Below are 23,098 nucleotides of genomic sequence, written 5' to 3' on the forward strand. Positions count from 1 at the left end.
GGTCAGGATCCGATGCCGGGCGGACGCAGATTCAGGCGCCGTGCGCGCAGGCCGGCGCGGTGCGCGTGGAACCGCCGAGCCGCCTCGCCATCCGTCAACTTCATGAAGGGCGCTGCCATCACTTCTGGCCGGTATGCAGCAAGATCTGTTTCCAGACCGAGGTTTCATCAAACAGAGTATACTCGCGGCGGATTTTAGGCTCATCTGCCACCAACGCGCCAAATTCGACATGGCTGATACCAAGCACATAAACTTCGGCCCCGGTCGGGGCGCCGAATACACCCCAACCGTCATGGGTGCCGTGCAGACTCCACCGCAGGGCGGACCGCGGCGGCATCGCCGGATCGTCGCGGCCGATCTGATGGTGGATGGTAAAGGCGGCGTTCGGGAACGAGGCGCGCAGCCCCATCCAGAACCGGTCCACCGCACCGAAGGAGTGGCCCGTCACGCCGCCGGGATATTCGGTTTGCACGGCGCGGTCATATTCCTGTTCGATCACCGCCATGTCGGCGCCCATGATCCGGGTCAGGATGTCAGCGTGGCGCTGGCCCCAGGGATTGTCATTGCCGCGCCCGGTATACGGCCCTGGCCGGTCGGTCCCCGGGGTCAACGGCTTGACGCAGGTGTCGGGTCCGCCTTCGCGAATGATCAGGTCGGCAGCATAGTTCTTGGGGTCCCAGCCCATCTGGCGCACGATCGCGCCCTGATCGCGGATCAGCCATTCATCGTTGATCTGATTGTCGATCGCATGGCAGTCAGCCAGGATCCGATAGCGCAGCTTGGTGCCGCTGGCCGGACCATAGACCCCGTCGCCCAGATGCGTCGCGGTCGAGATGATGCGATGCGAGCTGAGCATCCCCTCTTCCGGGGTGCCGGACCAGATCACATCCTCCCCCAGCAACTCCCGGTCGGGAAACTCGGCCAGCGTCGCCATGGTCGCGCCAATGACTTTCCGGTTGCCCAGCACGACCGAAGCGGGCGAGCGGACGACGATCTCGTTGCTGTAGTAACGATGCAGCGTGTCAATGCCGCGATCTTCCCATATCTCCTTGGTGATCCCGATGATGTAATCGGGAAAATCACGAAACTTGGTATCAAAGCCCTTCATGTCCTATCCTTTCAGGGGTCCAGCCTTCGGGAATGCGGGTCGATTTGCGCAGGATCAGCGGGCCATCGATCTGAATATTCCGGGGCATGGGGGGATCTTGTGATTCAATCATCTCGATCAGCGCGGCGACGGTCTCGGCCACCATCAGGTTGGCGCGCTGGCGGATCGTAGTCAGGCCATAGGCCAGCCACGCGGCGGGGGGCACATCGTCATAGCCTATGACCGACACGTCATGCGGGACCGACAGCCCCAGTTCGAAACGCAGCACATCCATCACCGCGAAGGCCATGTGATCATTGGCCACGAAGACGGCATCGGGGCGCTGCGCCGGGGCATGCTCGAACATGCGACGGGCGGCGTCGCGAGCGCGGTCGGCATTGAAATCACCAACCTCGCGGGCAAACAGGCTTTGCCCCGCCTCAGCCAGTCCGGCGCGGAACCCGGCCTCCCGGTCACGCTGGGTCGAGGCGCCTTCCCAGCCCGCGATATAACCCAAGCGGTGATGGCCGCCTGCGACCAACAGACGGGCCGCCTTGCGCCCCCCTGCATGGTTGTCCGAGGTGACCGAGGTCACACCCTCCCCCGATTGCGAACGGTTGAACAGCACCGCCGGAACGCCGGCCTGCTGACAGCGCGTGGCGATATCGGATGACAGCGCGACCGAGGCCAGGATGATGCCATCGACTTGGTAGTCGAGGATTTCCTCCATCACGTCGTCGATATTCCCAGTGGTCTGCGAGGCCATGAAGATCAGCACGTGATAGCCGCGTTCCTGCAGGCTGTTCGACAGCTTCTCGACCACCTCGGGGTAGAAGTAGTTCTCCAGGTAGGCGACGACCAGTCCGATGATCCGCGAGCGGCCCGATACCATCGCGCGCGCAAGAATATTCGGCCGATAGCCCAGTTCCTTGGCGGCCTTGCGTACCTTCTCGGCAGTCTTCTTGCTGACCGATGCACCGGGCGTGAAGACACGGCTGACGGCCGACTGGCTGACGCCCGCCCGTTCCGCAACCTGTATGGATGTGACCTTTTCCACAATCAGTCCGCCGTCCAGCCACCATCGATCAGCATCGACGACCCAGTGACCATGGCCGATGCATCCGAGGCCAAGTACAGAACCGCGCCCATGATGTCCTCGACCTCGCCGACGCGCGGCAGCTTGATCTTTTCCATGATCCACACGGCGCGTTCGGGATTATCGAAGGTCGATTGGGTCAGCGGCGTGCGAATGAAGGTCGGGCAGATCGTGTTGATCCGGATATCGGCCTTGCCCCATTCCAGCGCCATCGCCTTGACCATGCCTTCAAGTCCGTGCTTGCTGGCGCAATAGAGCGCCCGGTCGATCCCGCCCACGTGCCCCATCTGGCTGGAGATATGCATGATTGAGCCTTTGCGCCCCGCCGCCTTCATCGCACGGGCCGCGCCCGCCGACAGGAAGTAGGCCGAGCGCAGATTGACGCCGATCACCGTGTCGAAATCCTCGGGGGTGGTGTCCAGCGCAGGGCCGTGCCGCGCCAGCCCGGCTGAGTTTACGACGATGTCGAACGGCTCGCCGGACAGCAACGCGTCCAGCGCAGTCAGGTCGTTCTGGTCCAGAACCTGCGCCTGTGCCGACCAGCCGCGTTCGATCAACCCGGCGACCGTCTCATCCAAGCGCCCTGCCCCCCGTGCCGCGCATACGACATGCGCGCCCGCGCTGGCCAAGGCCACCGCGCAGCCCTGACCGATGCCGGACGAAGCGCCGGTCACCAGCGCGCGCCGGCCGGTCAGATCGAAGGACGGGGGACGGGGAAGTTCGCTCATCAGTTCATACCATCCGGGATCGAGATACGTCCGATATTGCGGGCCTTGTTGAATTCGCGTAGCCGCGCGAAGACATCCACCCCCAACTGCCGATAAGCATCCAGAAGATCGACCAGAACCCAGTTCTCCCGGATCTTGCCGTTTTCCAACCGCCAGAAGTCAAGACTGCGCATGGTGATGCGCTTGCCCGTCGGGGCGATGCCCAGCCAGCCGTCATGGGTGACGGTTTGGATCATGTTTGGCCAGCCGGTGACGGCGGCGTAATCGCCATCGCCAAAGAAATGGTAAGTGATCTCGTCCAGATACTGCCCGCGATCGGGCATCCCGCTTAGGAAGGGGATCTGGTGCCAGTTGCGGAACCCGGCGATGCCGCGCCCGGTGCCGATGCCACTGGGACCGTACCAGTTCATTCGCGGATGCCAGAAACGATCCATCTCCATCACTTCGGGGCCGCCCTCTTTGGGGTGCTTCTTCAGATGCTCTAGCATGTCCACGATATGCTGGCGCGTCGCCAGCGAGCGTGCTTCGTCATGCGGGCCGGGCACGAAACCGTCCTGCGTGGCCGGACCGGGGACATGGAATTCCAGTCCAAGGCTCGGGGCCATCGGCCAGGCGCTGGCCTGGACCATCACCTCGGGGATGTCCCAAAGGGCCTGGAATTCGACAATCTTGCTGTTCTCGATGCGGAAAAATTCGTGGAACCGCATCACCGCCTGATGGCCGGTCGGTGGGATGTCCAGCCAGGGGCCGGTGAAGACGCCGGTGTAGTAACCGCCGCAGCCGACCCAGTCGGCACCGAATTCGTCGGTGCCCGCCATGACGATATAGTCTCGACGTTCCAAATCCGGCCATGCGTCCAGAAGATCGCGATAGGCGGTGTCGTAGAAAGCTTCCGAACCGGCGCTGTCCCCGAACGGATGGCACAGGCGGAACAGCGCATCGGGGGCCGACACATCGGCCAGCGCCTTGCGGACGACAGCCTCGTCGAAATCATACATGGCCGCGCGCAGGGTCCCGATCAGCGCCTTATTCTGGCTATGCTTGTCCATCGTACTGTGATCTTTCATTGCGTCACTACTCGGCTGCTTCGCGATAGGGCGCGGCTTCGCCATACGGGACATTGACGCCGCCATAGCGGCGGACGCGGATGTTGCATTGTTCGGCGTGGCCGACAAAGCCCTCCAGCATGCACAGGCGCGATCCGTATTCGCCGATCATTGCCGCTGCCGCGTCAGTGGTCACTTTCTGATAGCTGTGTGTTTTCAAAAACTTGCCGACCCACAACCCGCCGGTATAGCGGCCCGCCTTCTTGGTCGGCAGCGTGTGGTTGGTGCCGATCACCTTGTCCCCATTGGCCACATTCGTGCGCGCGCCAAGGAACAGCGCACCATAGCTAGTCATCTTCTCAAGGAACCAGTCGTCGCGGCCCGTCATCACCTGCACATGCTCGCTGGCGATGTCATTGGCGACCTCCAGCATCTCGTCATAGCTGTCGCAGACGATCACCTCGCCATATTCCTCCCAACTGACGCGGGCGGTGGCGGCGGTCGGCAGGATCTGCAGGATGCGATCAATCTCGGACAGGGTGGCCGTGGCCAGAGCGTGCGAATTGGTCACCAGGACCGCGGGCGAGTTGTAGCCATGCTCGGCCTGTCCCAGAAGGTCTGTCGCGCACAGTTCGGCATCGGCGGCGGTTTCGTCGGCGATGACCATGGTCTCGGTCGGGCCGGCGAACAGGTCGATGCCGACGCGACCGAATAGCTGACGCTTGGCCTCGGCGACGAAGGCATTACCGGGGCCGACCAGCATATGCACCGGCTCGATCGTTTCGGTGCCGATGGCCATGGCACCGATCGCCTGAATGCCGCCCATGACATAGATTTCATGCGCGCCACCCAGATGCATCGCGGCGATCACGGCGGCGTTGGGCTTGCCGTTGAAGGGCGGCGTGCAGGCGATTATGCGCGGCACGCCCGCGACCTTGGCCGTCGCCACCGACATATGGGCCGAGGCGACCATCGGGAACTTGCCACCCGGAACATAGCAGCCGACCGACTGCACGGGGATGTTCTTGTGGCCCAGGATCACGCCCGGCAGGGTCTCGACCTCGATTTCCAGCATCGAGTCGCGCTGAGCCTGCGCGAATTTCGTCACCTGTTCCTGCGCAAACTTGATATCGGCCAGCTCACGCTCACTGAGCGAGGCAATCAGCGCGTCGATCTGGTCCTGGCCGAGGCGAAAGCTGTCGGGGCTGTACTTGTCGAATTTCTCGGACAGCTCACGCACGGCGGCATCGCCCCGCGCCTCGATGTCCTTCAAGGTCGCTTCGACGACGGCGCGGGTCTTGGCGTCATCTTCTGCCCGGTCGGCCTCGGGCTTGCCGCGTTTCAGATATTCAACGGTCATGAACTTGTCCTCAGTTCTTGGGACGGGGCGGGGTCTTCTCGCCACGATCAAATGCTTCCCAGCCGTGGCCGTCAAAAAGGTCGACGCCAAGCTGCGCGGCGACATGGGCGAAATCGACGTTCACCCAGTTGTCGACGATCTTCCCGTCGACGACTTTCCAGAAATCCATATAGCGAATCTTGACCCGCTTGCCGGTCGGAGCGATGCCCAGAAAATCGCCGCTATGAGTGGCTTCCTGACGACCGAAAGCCGCGGCCCATTCGCCCATGTATAGGCGAGCCTCGTCGATGCAGACCTTATCCGAGAACGCCGCCTGGAACGGGCGCTGCCAGTTGTTCTGGAATTCCTCAATGCCGGTCTTGGTGCCGCAACCCTGATTGCCGATCCAGCGAAAGCCTTGGGCAAAGAATTCGCCGATATCGGCGATACGGTGGTCGTTCAGACCGTCGACCATCGCCTCGATTACTGCGCGGGTTTCGTCGGTCTTGCTGAGATCCGTGTCCTTGGTCAGCACGGCTTGTGCGGGGCGAGAGCCTTTCATGGACTTGTCCTTTCAAATGTCAGAGGAAGATTTTTGGGGCGGGGTGACCCGGCGGATCAAAAAGTCCCTCGGCATCCGGTTCAGGGCCGGATGGCGCGACAGTGCGCTATGGCGGAAACTTGCGCTCATCAGCCTTTCACCGCCCCTGCGGTCAGACCGCTGACGATCTGGCGCTGGAACACCATCACAAGGAAGAACAGGGGCGCGGTGATCGACACCGCCGCCGCGACCGCCACCACTTGGTCGGTGGTCGTCGTCTCGCGGTTGAACATGCCCGCGATGGCCGGAACCATCGTCTGGTTCTGCGCGTCGAGCAGCAGCGAGGTCACCAGAAAATCATTATAGCCCAGCAGGAAGCTGAACAGTCCCGTGGTGATGACCCCCGGCCACATGACCGGCATGATCACTCTGCGGAAGGCCTGGAAGTGGCTGCAGCCATCGACCCGCGCGGCCTCGTCCAGCTCAGCAGGAATGTTCTGGAAGAACGAGCGCAGCATCCAGATGGTGAAGGGCTGGTTGATCGCGACCAGCACGGCGATCGTCGCCCATGGCTTGCCGTAGAGGGTCGGCGCGTTCTCACCGAGGATCGGGCGTAGCCACTCGGCCGAGTTGATGAAGACCGGCAGGTAACCCGCGACCAGCACTGAGTGCGGCAGGGCGCGAAAGATGAGCGCGGCGATCAGGATCCCGAAGGCGAGGTTGGACCCCGACCTCGCCAGCCCGTATCCGGCCAGCGTGCCCACCGTAAGCGATACCGTCACCACCCCCGCCGTCACGATCAGCGAGTTCTGGAAGTTGTTCGAAAAGCCCCGGTCGATCCAGACGGTTTTGTAATGCTCGGTCGAGAGGCCGACGACGTCACGCCCAAGCGGCCCCAGGAACGGGTTCAGCACGTCGAGGATCGCGGGCATCACCCCGAAAAAGACGATCAGGAAGCCGAGAACCACCACCATCGCACCGATGATCCACCCGGCCCAGACATAGCCTGTCGGCGAATAATTGGCGATCAGGCGCGGCAGCGCACGGGTCGAGACGCGGGCTGAGGCCCAGATCACCGCAAGGCCAAGCACGATGTCGATGATCGAGATGCCCTTGCCCCCTGCCCGCGTCGCAGGGCCGAAGATCACGTCCAACGGATTGCTGGCGAAAGCGTCGACGGGTGACTTGAAGCTCATCACCGTGATCCAGAAGATCGGGAAGGCGGCGACGATGCACCAGACCAGAAGGAAGGCAGCCGATGCCACTTTCAGGGGCAGCGGTTGGGCCAAGGCGCGCGAGGGCATGTCAGTGACCTCCTTTGTGGTCGCGCCATGTGCGGCGCAGCAGCGGGACAAGCAGCAGAGCGATCCCGATCATGGTCAGCATGGCGCTGGCCGAGGCGCGGCTGATCGAGCGGTTGCCGGCCTGATCGGGGATGAGGAAGTCATAGGTCAGCCATTGCAGCGAAATCACGTGTCCCTGACTGGAGAAGCCGATGATCTCTTCGAAGACGCGATAGCTGTCCATCAGATGGATCATCGAGATGAACACGATCAGCGGCATCAGATGCGGGATCACGACATAGCGCAGCCGTTGCCAGCGCGAAGCGCCGTCGATCAGCGCGCTTTCCAGCGCGTCGCTGTTGACGGTTTGCAGCCCGGCGTAGAAGACGATCGCCGCGAAGGGCGCGACGTGCCAAACGCGATAGGTCATCATCAGCAGTTCTAGCGTCCAGGCCTGCGCGAACAGCGCGACATCACGCTCGATCATGCGTTCGATCAGCTGGGTCAGGATACCATCGCCCCGAAACAGCCAGTTGATCGACAGAGCGCCGATCACCGGCGTGATGATGAAAGGCAGCAGCGATACGAAAATGACCGGGCCGCGCAACATCTTGGCGGTGTTGTTCAGGACCAGCGCGATGGTCAGACCAAGACCCAGAACCAGCGGCAGGGTGAATAGCGTGAAGGTCAGGGTAAAGCGTAGGGCCTTCCAGAAATCGATGGCCTGAAAGGCACGCCAGTCGAGGTTGGAAATCGCGCTCCACGCGCGCTCGGGTTCCAGCACGTTGCGATAGCTGTCCAGCCCGACAAAGCGCGTCTCTTTGGCGATCGCACCGTTTTCGTCCAGCATCGGGACGGATTTCTGTTCAGTCACGCAAGTCTGGGTCGGAAATCCCGGCGTGCAGGACTCGACTTCGACCGTCTCATAGACCGGCTGGGTGATATAAAAGCTTTGGGTAAAGACGCTGATCAGTGGAAGCGCGATGAACAGCAGCATCATCAAGACAGAGGGGCCGACAAAGGCGGCAAAGGTGCGAAAGTTCATGTCTCTGTCTTTCTCTCGGGTCCGTTTAGGGGCGCGCGGGCGGAAAAAGCGGGGAGGGCAAACCCTCCCCAGTCCGGCGGGGAGAACGCCTTAGTTGATAAGCCCGGCCTCTTTCGCCGAGGTCAGGTATCTGGCCTCGATATCGGCAAGGGTGGTTTCCGCATCCTTGGCGCCGGTCAGATATGCGGCCAGCCCGCTCCCTATCGCGGAGTGCAGGATACCAAGCGCGGTCGAAGCCGGGTAAAGGCGGGCGCCATTCTCGGCCGTCGCGGCGACGCCGGCGGAAAGCGGACCGACCTCATAGCCCTGCACCAACCACACCGCGGCGTCGTTGTTGGTCTGCACCATCTCGGTGTCGATGCCTTCCATCGCCACGCGGAAGGCCGCATCGGCCTGCTCGTCCGTCATGTTCTTGGCAAAGACGATGCCATCCCACCATAGCGAGGTCGCGGGTGCGGCAGATCCCATCGGGGCCGAGGCCATCTTGACCTTGCCGACCACCTGGCTTTCGGCTGGGTCTTCCATCGCGGCGGCGCGGCTGGCCCAAAGATTGGCCATCGCGATCTTGCCCTGCTGGAACTGCTGCTGAACGTAGGTCGAATCCGAGACGAGGTATTCGGGATCCATGTAGGCGGTCATCGCCTTCAGGGTCTCAAGCACCTTGACGCCCTCGGGCGTGTTGATGGTTGGCATGTTCGCGTCATCGACGAAATTGCCGCCCTCGCCCAGATACATGTTCACGAATTCCTGCGCGAGGTTCCAGCCCGTCGCGAAGGTGCCTCCCAGAGGATACTCGACCACGCCGGCAGCCTTGATCTGTTCAGCGGCGGCCAGGACATCATCGTAGGTTTTGGGTTCTTCGATGCCCAGATCGGCCAAGATGTCCTCGCGGTACATCAGGTGCTGGGCGTTCACCATCATCGCGATGGCCATGATCTGCCCGTCCACCGTGATGAGCTGGTTCGGGGTCAGGTTCTGGCCATATTTCTCGACCAAATCGTCCAGCGGACGGATCGTTCCGGCGTTCAGCAGCGGGATCAACGTTTCGTTGGCCACGCCGCCGATCTGGTACAGCGCCGGATTTGCCGCAAAGGCTTCGGGCTGCTTTTCCTTAAACTCTTGGTCCAGCGAAGCCGTGAAGTTGCCGCATTCGGCCATGGAGTCCGTCACGGCTTTCCAGGCCTCGAACCCAGCGGACAGCGATTTAACAGGCACGTCGTTTTCAAAGGCGCAGGCCGCCCAGACCGAGGTCGATGCAAGCGACAGAGCACTTGCGAAGAAAAGGGTCTTCAGCTTCATCTTGGTCTCCCTGTGATCTTGTCTGTCGTCTGTTGTTATCCGATGATGCGCTATCGGGCCGGAGGGTCGAGCCGTTCGCCGCTTTCGGCGGTAAAGAAGTGGCAGGCCTCAACCGGGATGCGGATGCCGATGCGGTCGTCAATCTCGGCGCGATAGGTCTTGTCGGCCTTGACGCTGATCAGCGCCCCGCCGACGCGTACCGATATCATCGTCGCATCGCCCAAGAGTTCGATCGTATAGATCGGCGCCTCGATCTGGCCGTGATCCTGAAGCATTGCATCCTCGGCCCGGAAGCCCAGGGTGACTGGGCCGTCCGTCAGCGTCACGCCCTCGACCCGGGTGTGCTGCGCGGTGAACACGCCGCTCTCGACGCGCCCGTCGATCAGGTTCATGGCCGGTGAGCCAATGAAGCTGGCAACGAAGGTATTGGCGGGGCGGTCATAAATTTCCATGGGGCTGCCGACCTGCTGGACGACGCCCTTCTTCATCACCACCACGCGGTCGGCCAAGGTCATCGCCTCGATCTGGTCATGGGTGACGTAGATGGTCGTGACGGCCAGTTCGTGGCTGAGGTTCTTGATCTGCGCCCGCGTGGAGACCCGCAGTTTCGCATCGAGGTTCGACAGCGGCTCGTCCATCAGGAACACGTTCGGCTCGCGGACGATGGCACGGGCAAGGGCGACGCGCTGACGCTGACCACCTGACAGTTCGGCGGGCTTGCGATGCAGGAAATCGTCCAGTTCAACCATCGAGGCCGCGCGGCGCACTTTTTCGTCGTGCGACGCCGCGTCGATGCCCCGCACCTTCAGCGGAAAGCGGATGTTCTCGTAAACATTCATGTTCGGGTAAAGCGCATAGCTCTGGAACACCATCGCCACGTCGCGATCCTTGGGCTCCAGATCATTAACGACATTGCCGTCGACCAGGATCTCGCCCTCGGTGACATCCTCTAACCCGGCGATCATGCGCATCGTGGTAGTCTTACCACAGCCCGAGGGCCCAAGCAGCACGAGGAACTCACGGTCGGCAATGGTCAGGTCGAAATTGTGGACACCCACAAACGCGCCCCAACGCTTTCCGACATTCCGCAGCTGGATTTCAGCCATTGCGCCCTCCTTCGGGAATCGTTTTGCATACGCTTGCAAAAAACCATAGCGAATCAGACAAGGCTGTGACAAGATATTTTTGCATACGCATTCATTTTGTTTAGAATTGTGCCAGATACAGCCGGATCTGATGCGGATCAAACCTTTGACAGAGAAAGATGAAATGACGGATCGCCTAAAGACCAAGCAGCTCGTGCGGGACTTCTATCATGCCTTGGACACCGCCCTGCCCGACCAGATGCGCGATGTGATGCGACGTTATTGCGCTCCGGATCTTTTGTGGCGCGGCTTTCATCCGTTCAATGAAATCATTGGCGCCGCCGAGGTCGCGACTCGGTTCTGGGTGCCCCTGCGTCACGGTCTCAGCCGTCTGCAGCGCCGAATGGATGTCTTTATGGCCGGCCGCAACAGCCTGACCGATGAGCCGCAGGACTGGGTCTGCTCGATGGGGCACCTGATGGGCCTCTTCGACCGAGCGTGGCTGGGTATCCCCCCGACCGGGCGCATGGCGTTCCTGCGCTATTGCGCGTTCCACCGCATTCAAGACGGGCGGATCATCGAAACCGCCATGTATTTCGACATCCCGCACCTGATGATGCAGGCGGGACTGAACCCCTTTCCGCCACAGACCGGGGCGCATCTGGTCCAGCCCGGCCCGATGACCCATGACGGCCTGATGTTCGACGACCGGCCCGACGACGAAGGCAAGGCGACTCTGGCTGCGATCGAGGCGATGATCTCGGATCTTGGCCAATGGAACAGCGGCCTGTCGTTGGAAGATGAGCTTGCCCGCACCTGGCAGGACGACATGATCTGGTGGGGGCCCGCCGGGATCGGCGCGACCTACACGATCGAGCGTTACGCCAGGCAACATTCCGGCCCCTTCCGCGCCGGCTTCGCCGATCGCAGCAAGACCAAGCATATCTGCCGCATGGCCGAGGGGAGCTTTGGCGGCTTCTTCGGATGGCCCAATTTCGTCGCGACCCCGACCGGTGGCTTCATGGGCATGCCCGCGACGGGCAAACCGGGCGAGTTCCGCGTCATTGATATCTACCGTCGGGACGGCGATAGGTTGGCCGAGAACTGGATTTTCATCGACCTGCTTCACTTCTGGAAACAGCAGGGCCTCGATGTCTTGAAGCGTAGTGAGCAGCTGAATGTGCTCGGGAACAGATGAACCCTTCACTTCAATCTACCTCAGCGAAGTCCTTATCCTCAATGAGGCACTTCTCGCCGCTTGCCACACAGATTGCAAAACGCGCTGACGTCGAAGGAACTGTGTCAAGGAACTAAGGCTCGGCCCACATACGCATTACAACAAGCGTTTTTCGCCAGATTGACTCAAGTCCCTTGCTGAGCCAGCGCTCCAATCTATCGCGAGGCGAGCCACCAGCGCGCAGTCCTGCCGCATCATAGCGTGCATGATGCCCGCGAATTTCATCGCGCCCGTCAGGAGGAATGCTGGGCTTGGGGGCGATCGCAATCGCCCCCAGGAACTGACGGCCAGTAATCCCGCCTGGGTCACAGCGACGGAATGAATGAGGGCGGCCAACGGCCGCCCTGAACACCCCCAGAGGAAGGAATTGTCCTTACAGCTCGTGGCCGTCATCGCGGTCCCGCTCATGCGATTTATCCACTTCTTCGCGCAGCAGCTCCTTGGCCTGCTCGGCCTCGCGCAAGGACATGCCGACACTTTCGTGCTTCTCGGCCGCGGCGACGATGCCAAGCGCGACCTGCCGGCGCTCGGCCGGATCCGGGAAATCCACAGCCAGCGCGCGATCGTCGCCGGCCGCGATCCGCTCGACCACATCCTCGCCATAGCGTTCCTTCAATGCCGTCGCGAAGCGTTCGGCATCGTCCTCCCGCTCGAATTCCACGCTGCCGTTGGCCTCAAGCGAATTTGCCATCGCCCCAAGGGTCCGCTGCAGGCGGTCGTTGACCACCCCATGTTCGCTTTCCAGAACCCGATTGAGCGACGCGGCCGCCTTCTCATAGAAGTTGTCGACCAGATCTGCTGCCTTGTAGCGGTCGGCCTGGTTGTCCAGATCGAGGTTGCCATGCTTGGCGACGGCCTGCAGATCGTCAACGACCCATTGCCGCTCCTGCCAAGCGTTGTCGGCCGGCTGCGCCAGGCGGCTGGCGATCGCATCACGGTCGAACCCGATCTGTTCCGCACGGGCCAGCACATCATTCCTGATTTCGGTCGCGGCGTCGGTGCCGATGGTTTTTTCGGCGCCGTCCCGGCTCGCCCGGTCATCGGTCTGCTGCGTGCGATAGATCTCGCTGACCGGCCGGCGCTTGGCCAGCTCGGCGCCTTCGGCATCGCCCAGGTCACGCAACACCAGACTGGTGACATTCGCGAGGTCCTTCCGCAGCTCGGCCTGCTCGGCCGGGTTGCGGGTTCCGATCTCGGTCTCCACGTCCTCAAGCCATTTCGGGAAGGCCTTTGCCAGATCGGCACGGGTTTGGACGTTATCAATGTCCATCTTCAACTCCATTTTTGCGGGGGTAATGACGCCACCGCGTTCCAGAATTTCGGCGGCTCGGTCGAGATTGGCGGAAATATCGTCCAGGCTTGCGGCGCTGGCGAAGCTGGCCAGGGCGCGCAGGGCCACCTTGCCCTGGCCGATATACGAGAGTGCATTGCGAAGCGCCCTGCCCTGCAGCGGCTTTTCGTGAACAGGCCTGTCTTCACGACGCGCGGCCTCGATCTCCGCCCTGCTTGGTCCATAGGTGAGAACACCGCGATCCAGGCGAGATGAGGAATCAAGCGTTACGCCCATATCGGCGGCGATCGCGACCAGGCGCTCCTTCATGTCGTGCAGGTTGTGGACATGATCCTGGGCCATGTAGAACCATTCGCCCTGCTCAAGCCCACGATTATTGACCACGATATGCACATGCGGATTGGCGCGGTCGGTGTGCAGCGCGGCGACATAAGCCCATTCATCGGTGCCCGGAACGCCTGTATGTCCGGTCTGGAAGGTTTCGACCGCCCAGATCTCCGCGATCTTCCGTGCTTTCTCCGCTTTCAGATCGGCCGGGAAACTGACCAGCAGATGCGTTGTCTGCCCGTTCTTGGTGTCCCTGCCCCACCCGTCTGACCAGGCATCAATGATGTTCTGACGCTCCTCGGCCGTGAGCGTGCGCCCCTCGGCATCATGCTCCACCATGTTGCCAAACAGTCCGGTTGATTTCCCGAACAGGTAGTTGAACTGGTTTGCGAGCTGCTTCGGTGTATGTGTCCCGCCTCGATAGATCTTCTTCAGGACCACCGAATTGCTTCCCTGAGACACGCGCCAGAGGTTGTTCGCCCGCGCCGAGAACGCCGGTGAACCGTAACGCGAGGGTTTTCGGAGCGTGCCGTCCGCGAAAGCGTAGCCACTGCCACGATGGTGCTTGAGCAGGTTGATGTCTGACAGGACGGAGGACGCAACCTTAGGGTCAGGACCCATTGATTTCTGCGAGGCGGCGTGATTCACGGTTCGAAAAACGAGCGGTGAACATGTCTGATCTCTTCTGGTTGACCGACGCCCAGATGGCGCGTCTTGAGCCCTATTTTCCGAAGTCCCACGGCAAACCCCGCGTCGATGATCGGCGTGTCTTGAGCGGGATTATCTTCATCAATCGCAATGGGTTGCGTTGGCGCGATGCGCCTGCGGAATACGGCCCCCACAAGACGCTCTACAACCGATGGAAGCGGTGGAGCGACAAGGGCATCTTTGCGCAGATGATGGCTGGCCTGGCAGCCGATCACGGCGAGGAAAAGACGGTCATGATCGACGCGACTTATCTCAAAGCCCACCGAACCGCGACCAGCATGGCCGCGAAAAAGGGGGGCGTGGACGCCTGATTGGCCGAACGAAGGGCGGCATGAACACCAAGCTGCACGCCGTCTGTGACAGTCAGGGACGCCCACTCAATCTTTTCGTCACCGCCGGGCAGGTCAGCGACTACATCGGCGCACGGGCTTTGCTGGGTAGCTTGCCAAACGTGGAATGGCTGCTCGGGGACCGGGGCTATGACGCCGACTGGTTCAGAGACGCGTTGAAAGACAAAGGGATACGCGCCTGCATCCCCGGCCGAAAGCAGCGCAAGACGCCCGTGAAATACGACAAGCGACGCTACAAACGGCGCAATCGCATCGAGATCATGTTCGGCAGGCTCAAGGATTGGCGACGTGTGGCGACCCGATACGACAGATGCCCAAAGGTCTTCCTCTCCGCCATCGCACTCGCGGCGCTCGTCATTTATTGGCTATGAGTCCTGAGCCTAGCACGTTGGCATATCCAGCCTGAAGGTTGGTGGATAATCTACATTCCAAAGGGCATGATTGATATTGGCGACTATCCAGCCATCCGAGATTGGCTGCTTCCCTTCCGCGAAGCGTTAGAAGCTCGCGCCACAAAACAAGCATGGTTTGAGCTTCAACAAGATCAGCTAGGCTATGTTGCGGGGTTCGAAGAAGAAGGAATATGTTTTCCAGATATGTCTCAAGGGCCAAAGTTTTCGATGGCTCCTGCCGGTTATCTGTATGAAACGACTACCTTCAAGATCAATGCCGACTTCACGCTTCTTGCCCTTCTGAATAGTAGGCTTTTCTGGTTTTGCCTAAGAGGGGAAGCCAATGCCCTACGGGGCGGAGAATGGCGCCTTCGCCTAAAGCGGCAATATATCGAACCACTGCCTATTCCTCAGTCCAATGACAATTCGCGGGCAGAATTAGCTCAGGGGGCGAAGAAAATCAGCGGGCTAGCGAAGGAACGCCTAGCCCTGCAAACCGCCCTCACGCGCCGCATCCCCGACCTCTGCCCGCCAGGACGCGAGCCCAAGCTGACCAACAAGCTCAAGGAATGGTGGACCCTGCCCGACTTCGCCGCCTTCCGCGCCGAGGTGAAGAAGGTGTTCAAGGCCAACATCCCGCTGGCCGATCGCTCCGACTGGGAAGACTGGATCAACCGCGACCGCGCCGAGATCGCCCGCCTGACCGCCGAAATCGCCCAGGCCGAAGCCCAGATCGACAGCATCGTCTATGATCTATTCGACCTGACTGAAGACGAAATCGCGCTGCTGGAAAGCGCTGTGTGACCAAATGGCTGGTTGGATAGACTTCTCCGCACTCACAGGCACTCAAGCGGTCGCCATCTGGGGGGCGGTCACAGGCACAATCGGCACGATCACGGGTATTCTTGGGCTCTGGTTGCGATTTCGACACCAAAAACGCGACCAAGCACGGTTAAAATGTGAGGCCGTTTTTGACTTTGAGGTTTCGAACGGCGTCCCTCGCCCAAAATACAAGATTGTTGTAAGATGCGTTGGTCGAAGGCCTGTTACACTCGATGCTATCGAGTATTCCTATAACCCTCCTGATCTGAAGAACCGCTTGTTTCGTCGTCGTCTCTGGCGAGACGGCAAATTTCGGAACGCAGACGATTTAAGCCGCCTGAAACCAGTGAGCCTGTCAGAGGGCGAAAAGAAGGAATTCTCCATAGAAGAAAGGCGAGTAGCGCATCTGGATAAGGTTGCGAAGGTTTGCGTGCTCGACCAAACCGGCAGACGTTGGCAGGTGCCATGGCCAAGTTCGAAGCAGCTTGCACACCAAACACGGCATGGCGAGCTCGACCGGATCGAAGAGGAAAGCTCGCACCGAACCTGCAAGGTCGTTGGGTATTATCTAAAGGACAATTTTTATATTCTCGCACATTGGAACAAGGAACCGTCGAACAAGAGTTCATTTACTGGCCGGACCTTTCGCTTCGACCGAAAAGACGCCTATGCGCGGAAGTTGGAAGACATCCGATCTGATCTTCTCCCAAAGCTGATGGCGGGAAAAATTGAAGAAATCACCTGAGCCTCCTTCGCGCTTCACTCAACTTCTCTCGTCCTGCGGGCATGACATGCCCGTCCGCGCGAAGCGCCGGGCCTGTCGGCGGGTGGCCTTCAGGTTGCCCGCCGACAGGTCTTCCCCCCTTTCCGCCAATGGGCGGGCCTTCCTGTTCTGATCTTTGGAATGCCCATGCATTCCGAAGGGCAGAGCAGGTAAGGGCAAAGCCCGTCCTGCGGCCTGGTGGGGCCGTGACAACCGGGTGGAGGGCGTGAATTTGGGAGGGAACCGCGCGCCTGCGCGTGGGAGGAACCGGAATTCTCGACCGGAACCGACGCCAAAGGCGGCGCTTGCCGGTTTTCTCGGACCTGCCGGGATGGCAGGCGGATTAACAGAATTTGGAAACTGCCAGGGTTGGGGTGAGCGGGCGTCAGCTCGTCGATCCCCTGCCCTGACTATCGCTCAAAGCGAGACCGGCACACTGCCGGGTTCACAAATGTCAGGTTCAGGACTGTCTATGCCGATCCAGCATTATCTCGAAATCCATCGTGGAGGTTTCTTCAATTCCTACAACCCAAATGTCTTGGGGGTCTTTATCGCCTTCGACGCACACGACGCGACCAATCATTTCGGACCACAAGAATTTTCGTGCGCTCAAATAAGCCTCATGAGCTTTCTGGCGTTCTGGTCCGCAAGGCAAGATTGCTGCCTTTTCACAGGCCATAGTTAGCGCTTTCTTACTTCCACCAAACAGCAGGCATTTTTGCTCAGTGTCGTTTTGCCAAAGAACTTTAGTTTTTTCGGGCTGGAACAGACCGTAACGCCCTACCTCTGGCCGATCAGGTGAAACCACGAAAGTATACTTGATCAAGATGGTGCGCCCGTCAGGCAAAACAAATGGCTCGCGATCATCTTGGCTTGCAATCCAAACAGTCATGGAAACATCCTTAATTTATGAAATACCCTTAAGGCGGTGAGTTACGAAAAATATAGATTTTCGCCAACCTGATATTGCCTCTCTGCGTTCAATCCAGTCGGATAAATCGACGATATCATACACCTTTCGTCGAGATAAAAAGCTTGTCTTAAACCAGACATATCGGGGTTTTTGGTACCACGAAACGCATCCATCTTCGAGGGTCGTTTCAAGTCTTCGATATGCGTGAAACGCATCCCAATCGATCTTAACTGTTCTGTAGTTTGGGACTAAAAACGGTGGGCAGTTATTCTCTTCAGCAATGAACCTGGCAAGAATACTTCGCGTTGTGCCATCTCCATCGATAAATATTTCACCATCAACATCATAAGCAAGCCAGTTTCCGATCAAACCAAACTTTCTAAGTTCCCAACCAGTATCCCATAGATAAGAAGGGTTCTCTTGAACAAGGCTTCGATGTTGCTCAAATTTTGGATTTGCAAGTGCATCAGCAAAACTTTTGTTTGCGTATCTACGGGTGAAGCAGCCCACAATGGTTCGAGGATCAATTTCTTGCCAATGGACCAAGCTCCCATATTCCGCGACAAACGGCTGCAGGTCAGACCAATCCCGAACCTTTGTGCGTTCAGCCCAAGACGGGCAAGATACTAAAAAATTTGTAGAAACCGCACTTGGGAGGCCCCGTTGACGAGCACCATTGGCAACTTCAACATCCACGGTCAACGCTCTCTGTCTCGATCGCGGCCCTGTCCAGGATCGGACACAGTATCACGGCCACGCCCGAGAATGTCATCCCGCCGCCCCTGATCGCGGCCCTCGCCGTCACGAGCGGCAATGTCCCGTTCAATCGCAGTCGCATCACGCTCCTGCCCGATATCGCGCGTACGCCCAAGGATGGCGGCCCGCCTATCCCGATCAGGATCGTCCGGCGCAACCCTCTCCCGCCCAACATCCGGCGCTTGCACCTCCGGGCGCTCAACGTCGCGCCCCAATACCGCCGCCCGGCGCGCGTCCATGTCGCCCCGCTCGGCACCAGCCTGCGGCCTCTCGACCTCGCCCATAACCCTCTCCTTGATCCGTGACATCGCCGCTTCAGCGCGGCCCCAGAGCTGCTCCAGCCGCTCACGCGCGGTGGCGATGAAGGCGCGCCCCCGCTCCATCAGCTCAAGCCGCAATTCCAACTGCCGCCAGCCCAGCTCCTGGCGCTGTGCATTGCGCGCCTGCGCCGCACGGAAAGCCTCGCCGCGCTCCGTGATGATCCCGCGCTTTTCCTGGGCATTGGCCGATGGCCCGATTTTCGGCTCGGGTTCCCGGCTGAGCTCGACCACCTTTTTCTCGCGCTCAAGCGCCAGCTCTTCCTGCCCGCCCCCGCGCGCCCGCTCGACCTGTTGCTCGGCCTCAGCGCGCTGAACATCAAGGGACCGATGGTCGATCCGCTCCAACCGCCCTGCCCGCTCAAGCGCCGTGTTTGCGTCCCGCGCCCAGGCTTCGCGCCAGCCCATCAGCAGGTCCGGCGCATTCCAGCTGCGGTCCTTCTTCCCGAACCCCTCGCCGGTCAGCTCGCGCATGGTCAGCATGACATGCGCATGGGGTTGACCGTGGCCATCACGGGCCTTGCCCTCGTGAATGGCGATATCCGCGATCATGCCGCGATCGACAAATTCTCGCTGCACGAATCCGCGCAACAACTCCAACCTCTCGCCCCGATCAAGCTCACGCGGCAGCGCCACTTCGATCTCGCGAGCAAGTTGGGCATCGCGCCGCTTCTCGACGGCTTCGACCGCGTTCCAGAGCTGGTCGCGATCGCGCATCCAGTCGGGCGCATTCTCGGGGGCCATGATCTCGGAATGAACGACACCGCCTTTGCGGGAATAGTCGTGCTCCAACCCCTGCCGGTCATCCCGCAGCCGCCCAGCCGTCCGGTAGGCGGCGGCTGCGACCGATGACCGGCCCCCGGCCCGGCTGATCACTTTTGCACTGAGATGATAGATCGCCACGGATCGAGCGCCTCTCTTCAAGACAGGGTCCAGCGCCTGGTTGCGCTGGTCGGGAGCGCGAGGGTGAAACCCTCGTTCAGGCGGCATCGCCGCCTTGGGGGGAAGCCGTCCGGCGCGGGGGTAAACCCCATGAGGACGCGCACGTTGTCGAAGGCAATGTATAAGCGCGCATTTAAATCTTTTCAACATCTCAATCTCTCGCTAGGGTTGATCCGAATTTTCGGAGGTCGCCTCATGCCCCACAGCCGCCAGCCCGATGACAAGATCGAAGAACTCATCGGAAAGAAAGCACAGATCGACGCCCAGATCGCGGCGCTCGATGCCCGGCGGCGTCTTTTGGAAAAGAAAGACGAAGACCGCCTCAAATGGCTTCTGGGCAAGCTGGTCTTCGACCGTTTGAGCGCCGAACCTGCGCTGCAAGCGCTGGTGCGGCGCGACCTGCCAGAGCGCCTCACCCAACGGGACCGCGACCGGGGACTATGGCAGAAGCTGTTTCCTGACGCGCAAGAGGACCGGTCATGAGTTTTGTTCTGGAAGCGCGCCACTGGGTGATGATCGTCGGCGCCGTGATCCTGGCCGCGGCCGCCATGATCTACCTCCCGCAATGGGTCGCAATCTACCCGATAACCACCTGGGCATTCCCGATCATTGCCCTGGCTGTCATCCTCGACACGCTCGGGACGGCCGCAGAGCGCCACAGGACGCCCCTGAAGGCCCTCGCGTGGCTCTGCCTGCGTACGGCCGCCCTCACGGCCCTGACGCCGCTCAGAGGCCCTCTCAGCGACATGCTGGCCACGATCCGGACATGGACCGGCGCAGGCTGGCCCCTGCCCCGCGCCATTTGGGAGGGCCTCAGGGGGCTGGCGCGATATTCTGATCCCCACATACAGGCGATGGCGATCTCCTTCGCGCTCGGAGCTTTTGGCGTGGCCGTCGCTGTCAGCGCCCCGCTGGTGGCGGTCTTCAATCCGCGCATTGGCCGCAACCGCAAATCCCGCACCGGCCCATGGCAGGCGGGATGGATGAACCCGCGCGACATTGCCCAGCTGGCGCGCAACAGGACCGGCCTGCCCCTCGCCCTGCACAAGGGCAAGCTGCTGCGCTACCTCAAGAACGACGCAAAAGGCTGGCGCGGCGGTCATCACCTCGTCGTCTCCGGCACACGCGGCGGCAAGGGCGTCAGCGCCGTAATTCCGGCGATCCTCGATCATCAGGGTCCGGTCGTGGTCCTCGACATCAAGGGCGAGAATTTCGCCGTGACCCGCCGCCACCGCGAAGAGCTCGGGCGCAAGGTCGCCGTCCTCAACCCCTTCGGTCTCGTCGAGGACGGCAAGGATCAGTTCAACCCGCTCGACTACATCCGCCCCCACGAGTTGGCGCGCGACGTGGCGCTGGTCGCGGACGGCCTGGTTAAACCCGAACAGGGAGATGGGGCGCATTTCTCGGAAATGGCCCGCCAGCTGGTCGCTGCCGCGATCGAGGTGATCATGACACAGGAAGACCCTGAACAGCGCAACCTGATCGCCGTCGCCGATCTGCTTCTGTCTGCAAACCTCGACGGCACGCTTGAGGCCTGGGCTGACAGCGGCGACCTTGTCGGCCACCGGCCTGCCCAGACCGCCGCAACCATTCTGCGCGCGGGAGACAGAGAACGCGGGTCGATTCAGACAGCGGTCTCGAAAGCTTTTGAGTGGATGCAGTCCGACAACATGCGCCACTTCCTGTCTGGGTCCAGCTTCCGCATGGATGATCTTCTCGATGATCGGGTCGATCTCTTCATCGCGGTGCCTCTCGACCAGGTGGACAAGCAAGCGATCTTCATGCGCCTGTTCATCAACCTTGTCTTGGGCACGGTCGTGCGTCAGGACGGGCGGCGCAAGGTCAAGGCCCCGATCCTGCTGGTTCTGGATGAATTCGTGCGTATGGGCCGCATGGAGCAGATCATGAACATTGCCAACGTCGCCGCAGGAGCCGGTGTGGAAGCACTGTTCGTCACGCAAGACACGGGTCAGGTCGAAAAGGCCTACGGGCCAAACGATGCCCGTTCGATCTTTGGCTCCTGCATCACCAAGCGCGTCTTCAACCTCAACGATATCGAAACCGCCGAATGGGCAGCGCGGCACCTCGGGGAAAGCACTGTCTATTCTCAGCAAATTCGAGAGGGCAAAGCCCCGAACGAGGGCCGGGACTTTTCCTACTCGGAGCAACGTCAGAAACTCATGACTGCTGACCAGATCACTGGCATGAAGGCGGATGATCTGCTGCTGTTGGTGGGCAACCGCAATCCGCTCACGGCGAAGCAGAACCTGTACTTCAAGAGCAAGGTCTATCGCGGAAGGTTTGATCAGAATCCGCTAGATTGAAAATTGGACGTTGGAACGTTGTTAAAGGCTTCGCGTTCTGAGGGAGTTAAATAGAGTTATAATAGAGTTACACCTTGGAAAACGGCCAATAACACCTTGAAACAAATAATGTTTTCTAGAAGGGCGGTGTGTGAAATGACGAAGTTTGGTGTGTGAAATGACGAATCTGGGTGTGTGAAATGACGATAGCTTAGAAAAGTTATCCACAGGTTGTTGGTGTGTGAAATGACGACTCTTGACGATCGGTGTGTGAAATGACGATAGTGAGCCATGGTGTGTGAAATGACGATAGTGAGCCATGGTGTGTGAAATGACGAATCGTGAGCTGAGCAGAGGGTGTGTGAAATGACGAGTGCACGCTCCCCGCTCCTGCCGGACCGGCATCCGCAAAAAGACCTGTTCGTTTGCGACATTGTGGACGCGGTGCCGAAGGGCGACATGGCCTCGATGGAACATCCAGTGTTTACCCTCTCGACCAAGCCGGACATGAAGCCGCGACGCTACCAGAATGGTGATAATTCGATTGAGGTTTCACCGTCACGCTACGGGCTGGCCACAGTCCATGACCGTGACGTGCTGATCTACTGTATCAGTCAGTGCATGGCTGCACTCAATGAAGGTCGCAAAGTCAACCGGTCGATGCGGTTCAAGGCTCATGATTTGCTGGTGGCGACGAACCGTCAGACCTCGGGCCAAGGCTACCAGCTCTTGAAGGATGCGCTGCGGCGTCTGCAAGGCACGCAGATCGAGACGAATATCCGCCAAGGTGGCAAGGAATATTTTAAGGTGTTCGGCCTGATCGAGTCCGCGGAAATCGTTCGGGAGACACGTGACGGTCGGATGCAGGATGTCGAGATCACACTGTCGGATTGGGTGTTTGATGCCATCGAGAACAATCATGTTCTGACATTGAACAAGCAGTATTTTTTCCTCCGAAAACCGCTTGAACGGCGGCTCTATGAACTGGCCCGTAAGCATTGCGGCGCACAACCCAAGTGGAAGTGTGGACTCGAACTCTTGCGCGACAAGTGCGGGTCAGGCTCAACCACGAAAGAATTCAGGCGATTAATTTCGAAGATCATCGAGGATGACGCGGTGCACGACCATCTCCCCGACTACACCATGAGCATCGAAAGTGATAATATTGTCTTTCGTCCCAAGGGGGCTGAGGCGGTGGTCGCCCCCTCCTTCCTGGCGTTGCGGTTCAGAAAACCAGACACACATGATGAGGCGCGGCGTCTTGCGCCCGGGTGGGACGTCTACGTGCTGGAAAACGAGTGGCGGTCATGGGTGCATGACAAGGCTATCGACGTGAAGGATGCCGATAAGCACTTTCTGGCCTTCTGCAATAAGCGAGGCGCATACCAGAATTAAAACGCACAAATGTGGGTTTGTGGCTTTACGCTT

General features: G+C 60.2%; 21 protein-coding genes. 7 read left to right on the forward strand and 14 right to left on the reverse strand.

Features of this window, described 5'->3' with window-relative positions:
- Window positions 1-118: 118 nt before the first annotated feature.
- The 10 genes from JHW40_RS23815 to JHW40_RS23860 all read right to left on the reverse strand — a co-directional run bounded on the left by JHW40_RS23815 (window position 119) and on the right by JHW40_RS23860 (window position 10,570).
- Complete coding sequence (locus JHW40_RS23815; RefSeq protein WP_090616739.1) at window positions 119-1,108, reverse strand: nuclear transport factor 2 family protein; 990 nt, start codon at window positions 1,106-1,108, stop codon at window positions 119-121.
- Window positions 1,095-2,150, reverse strand: coding sequence for a LacI family DNA-binding transcriptional regulator (locus JHW40_RS23820; RefSeq protein WP_090616772.1), 1,056 nt, complete (start codon window positions 2,148-2,150; stop codon window positions 1,095-1,097). The genes JHW40_RS23815 and JHW40_RS23820 overlap by 14 nt, the downstream gene beginning before the upstream one ends.
- On the reverse strand, window positions 2,147-2,911 hold the full coding sequence (locus tag JHW40_RS23825; RefSeq protein WP_090616737.1) for an SDR family NAD(P)-dependent oxidoreductase: 765 nt from the start codon (window positions 2,909-2,911) through the stop codon (window positions 2,147-2,149). Before JHW40_RS23825 ends, JHW40_RS23820 begins: the two co-directional genes overlap by 4 nt.
- Window positions 2,911-3,960, reverse strand: coding sequence for an ester cyclase (locus tag JHW40_RS23830; RefSeq protein ID WP_244519337.1), 1,050 nt, complete (start codon window positions 3,958-3,960; stop codon window positions 2,911-2,913). Before JHW40_RS23830 ends, JHW40_RS23825 begins: the two co-directional genes overlap by 1 nt.
- A gap of 25 nt (window positions 3,961-3,985) precedes the next feature.
- Window positions 3,986-5,317, reverse strand: coding sequence for a histidinol dehydrogenase (hisD, locus tag JHW40_RS23835; RefSeq protein ID WP_090616733.1), 1,332 nt, complete (start codon window positions 5,315-5,317; stop codon window positions 3,986-3,988).
- Between the two features lie 10 nt (window positions 5,318-5,327).
- Complete coding sequence (locus JHW40_RS23840; RefSeq protein ID WP_090616731.1) at window positions 5,328-5,858, reverse strand: ester cyclase; 531 nt, start codon at window positions 5,856-5,858, stop codon at window positions 5,328-5,330.
- A gap of 128 nt (window positions 5,859-5,986) precedes the next feature.
- Window positions 5,987-7,141, reverse strand: coding sequence for a carbohydrate ABC transporter permease (locus tag JHW40_RS23845; protein WP_090616729.1), 1,155 nt, complete (start codon window positions 7,139-7,141; stop codon window positions 5,987-5,989).
- A 1-nt stretch (window position 7,142) separates the two neighbouring features.
- The gene (locus tag JHW40_RS23850; protein WP_090616727.1) at window positions 7,143-8,165 is read right to left on the reverse strand and encodes a carbohydrate ABC transporter permease; all 1,023 of its coding nucleotides are present in this window, start codon (window positions 8,163-8,165) and stop codon (window positions 7,143-7,145) included.
- Between the two features lie 90 nt (window positions 8,166-8,255).
- Complete coding sequence (locus JHW40_RS23855; protein ID WP_090616725.1) at window positions 8,256-9,464, reverse strand: ABC transporter substrate-binding protein; 1,209 nt, start codon at window positions 9,462-9,464, stop codon at window positions 8,256-8,258.
- Window positions 9,465-9,514: 50 nt separating this feature from the next.
- Window positions 9,515-10,570 (reverse strand): ABC transporter ATP-binding protein, encoded by a 1,056-nt coding sequence (locus tag JHW40_RS23860; protein ID WP_090616723.1) that lies wholly within the window; start codon window positions 10,568-10,570, stop codon window positions 9,515-9,517.
- A 130-nt stretch (window positions 10,571-10,700) separates the two neighbouring features.
- On the opposite strand from JHW40_RS23860, the gene JHW40_RS23865 reads away from it, so the two are divergent.
- On the forward strand, window positions 10,701-11,747 hold the full coding sequence (locus JHW40_RS23865) for an ester cyclase (protein ID WP_244519336.1): 1,047 nt from the start codon (window positions 10,701-10,703) through the stop codon (window positions 11,745-11,747).
- Window positions 11,748-12,159: 412 nt separating this feature from the next.
- Here the strand turns inward: JHW40_RS23865 and JHW40_RS23870 are convergent, their stop codons facing one another.
- Window positions 12,160-13,845: a relaxase/mobilization nuclease domain-containing protein gene (locus JHW40_RS23870; protein ID WP_170851935.1), complete on the reverse strand. Its 1,686-nt coding sequence runs from the start codon at window positions 13,843-13,845 to the stop codon at window positions 12,160-12,162.
- 230 nt (window positions 13,846-14,075) lie between these two features.
- On the opposite strand from JHW40_RS23870, the gene JHW40_RS23875 reads away from it, so the two are divergent.
- The 3 genes from JHW40_RS23875 to JHW40_RS23885 all read left to right on the forward strand — a co-directional run bounded on the left by JHW40_RS23875 (window position 14,076) and on the right by JHW40_RS23885 (window position 16,421).
- Window positions 14,076-14,833, forward strand: a protein-coding gene (locus JHW40_RS23875; RefSeq protein WP_090617975.1) for an IS5 family transposase whose coding sequence is annotated in 2 segments (ribosomal slippage) — window positions 14,076-14,400 and window positions 14,400-14,833 — 759 coding nt in all. Because the reading frame shifts where the segments join, the coding sequence is not laid out codon by codon here.
- Window positions 14,834-14,899: 66 nt separating this feature from the next.
- On the forward strand, window positions 14,900-15,658 hold the full coding sequence (locus JHW40_RS23880) for a hypothetical protein (RefSeq protein WP_139208263.1): 759 nt from the start codon (window positions 14,900-14,902) through the stop codon (window positions 15,656-15,658).
- A gap of 4 nt (window positions 15,659-15,662) precedes the next feature.
- Entirely contained in the window at window positions 15,663-16,421 is a 759-nt protein-coding gene (locus tag JHW40_RS23885; RefSeq protein WP_139208264.1) for a hypothetical protein, read from the forward strand.
- 478 nt (window positions 16,422-16,899) lie between these two features.
- Here JHW40_RS23885 and JHW40_RS23890 read toward each other — a convergent pair whose 3' ends face one another.
- From JHW40_RS23890 to mobQ, 3 genes are read right to left on the reverse strand one after another with little or no spacing between them, the layout of a single operon-like run.
- Complete coding sequence (locus JHW40_RS23890) at window positions 16,900-17,331, reverse strand: hypothetical protein (protein ID WP_090617210.1); 432 nt, start codon at window positions 17,329-17,331, stop codon at window positions 16,900-16,902.
- 15 nt (window positions 17,332-17,346) lie between these two features.
- Entirely contained in the window at window positions 17,347-18,048 is a 702-nt protein-coding gene (locus JHW40_RS23895; protein ID WP_139208265.1) for a hypothetical protein, read from the reverse strand.
- Window positions 18,049-18,050: 2 nt separating this feature from the next.
- On the reverse strand, window positions 18,051-19,517 hold the full coding sequence (gene mobQ / locus JHW40_RS23900; protein WP_336390203.1) for a MobQ family relaxase: 1,467 nt from the start codon (window positions 19,515-19,517) through the stop codon (window positions 18,051-18,053).
- 45 nt (window positions 19,518-19,562) lie between these two features.
- Here mobQ and JHW40_RS23905 point away from each other — a divergent pair, with 45 nt between their 5' ends.
- The 3 genes from JHW40_RS23905 to JHW40_RS23915 all read left to right on the forward strand — a co-directional run bounded on the left by JHW40_RS23905 (window position 19,563) and on the right by JHW40_RS23915 (window position 23,065).
- Window positions 19,563-19,850: a hypothetical protein gene (locus JHW40_RS23905; RefSeq protein WP_139208266.1), complete on the forward strand. Its 288-nt coding sequence runs from the start codon at window positions 19,563-19,565 to the stop codon at window positions 19,848-19,850.
- The gene (locus JHW40_RS23910; RefSeq protein ID WP_139208267.1) at window positions 19,847-21,691 is read left to right on the forward strand and encodes a type IV secretory system conjugative DNA transfer family protein; all 1,845 of its coding nucleotides are present in this window, start codon (window positions 19,847-19,849) and stop codon (window positions 21,689-21,691) included. The genes JHW40_RS23905 and JHW40_RS23910 overlap by 4 nt, the downstream gene beginning before the upstream one ends.
- 345 nt (window positions 21,692-22,036) lie before the next feature.
- Complete coding sequence (locus tag JHW40_RS23915) at window positions 22,037-23,065, forward strand: replication initiator protein A (RefSeq protein WP_090617214.1); 1,029 nt, start codon at window positions 22,037-22,039, stop codon at window positions 23,063-23,065.
- The last annotated feature ends 33 nt before the right edge of the window (window positions 23,066-23,098 follow it).

Source organism: Paracoccus alcaliphilus, from assembly GCF_028553725.1.
Taxonomy (GTDB): Bacteria; Pseudomonadota; Alphaproteobacteria; order Rhodobacterales; family Rhodobacteraceae; genus Paracoccus; species Paracoccus alcaliphilus.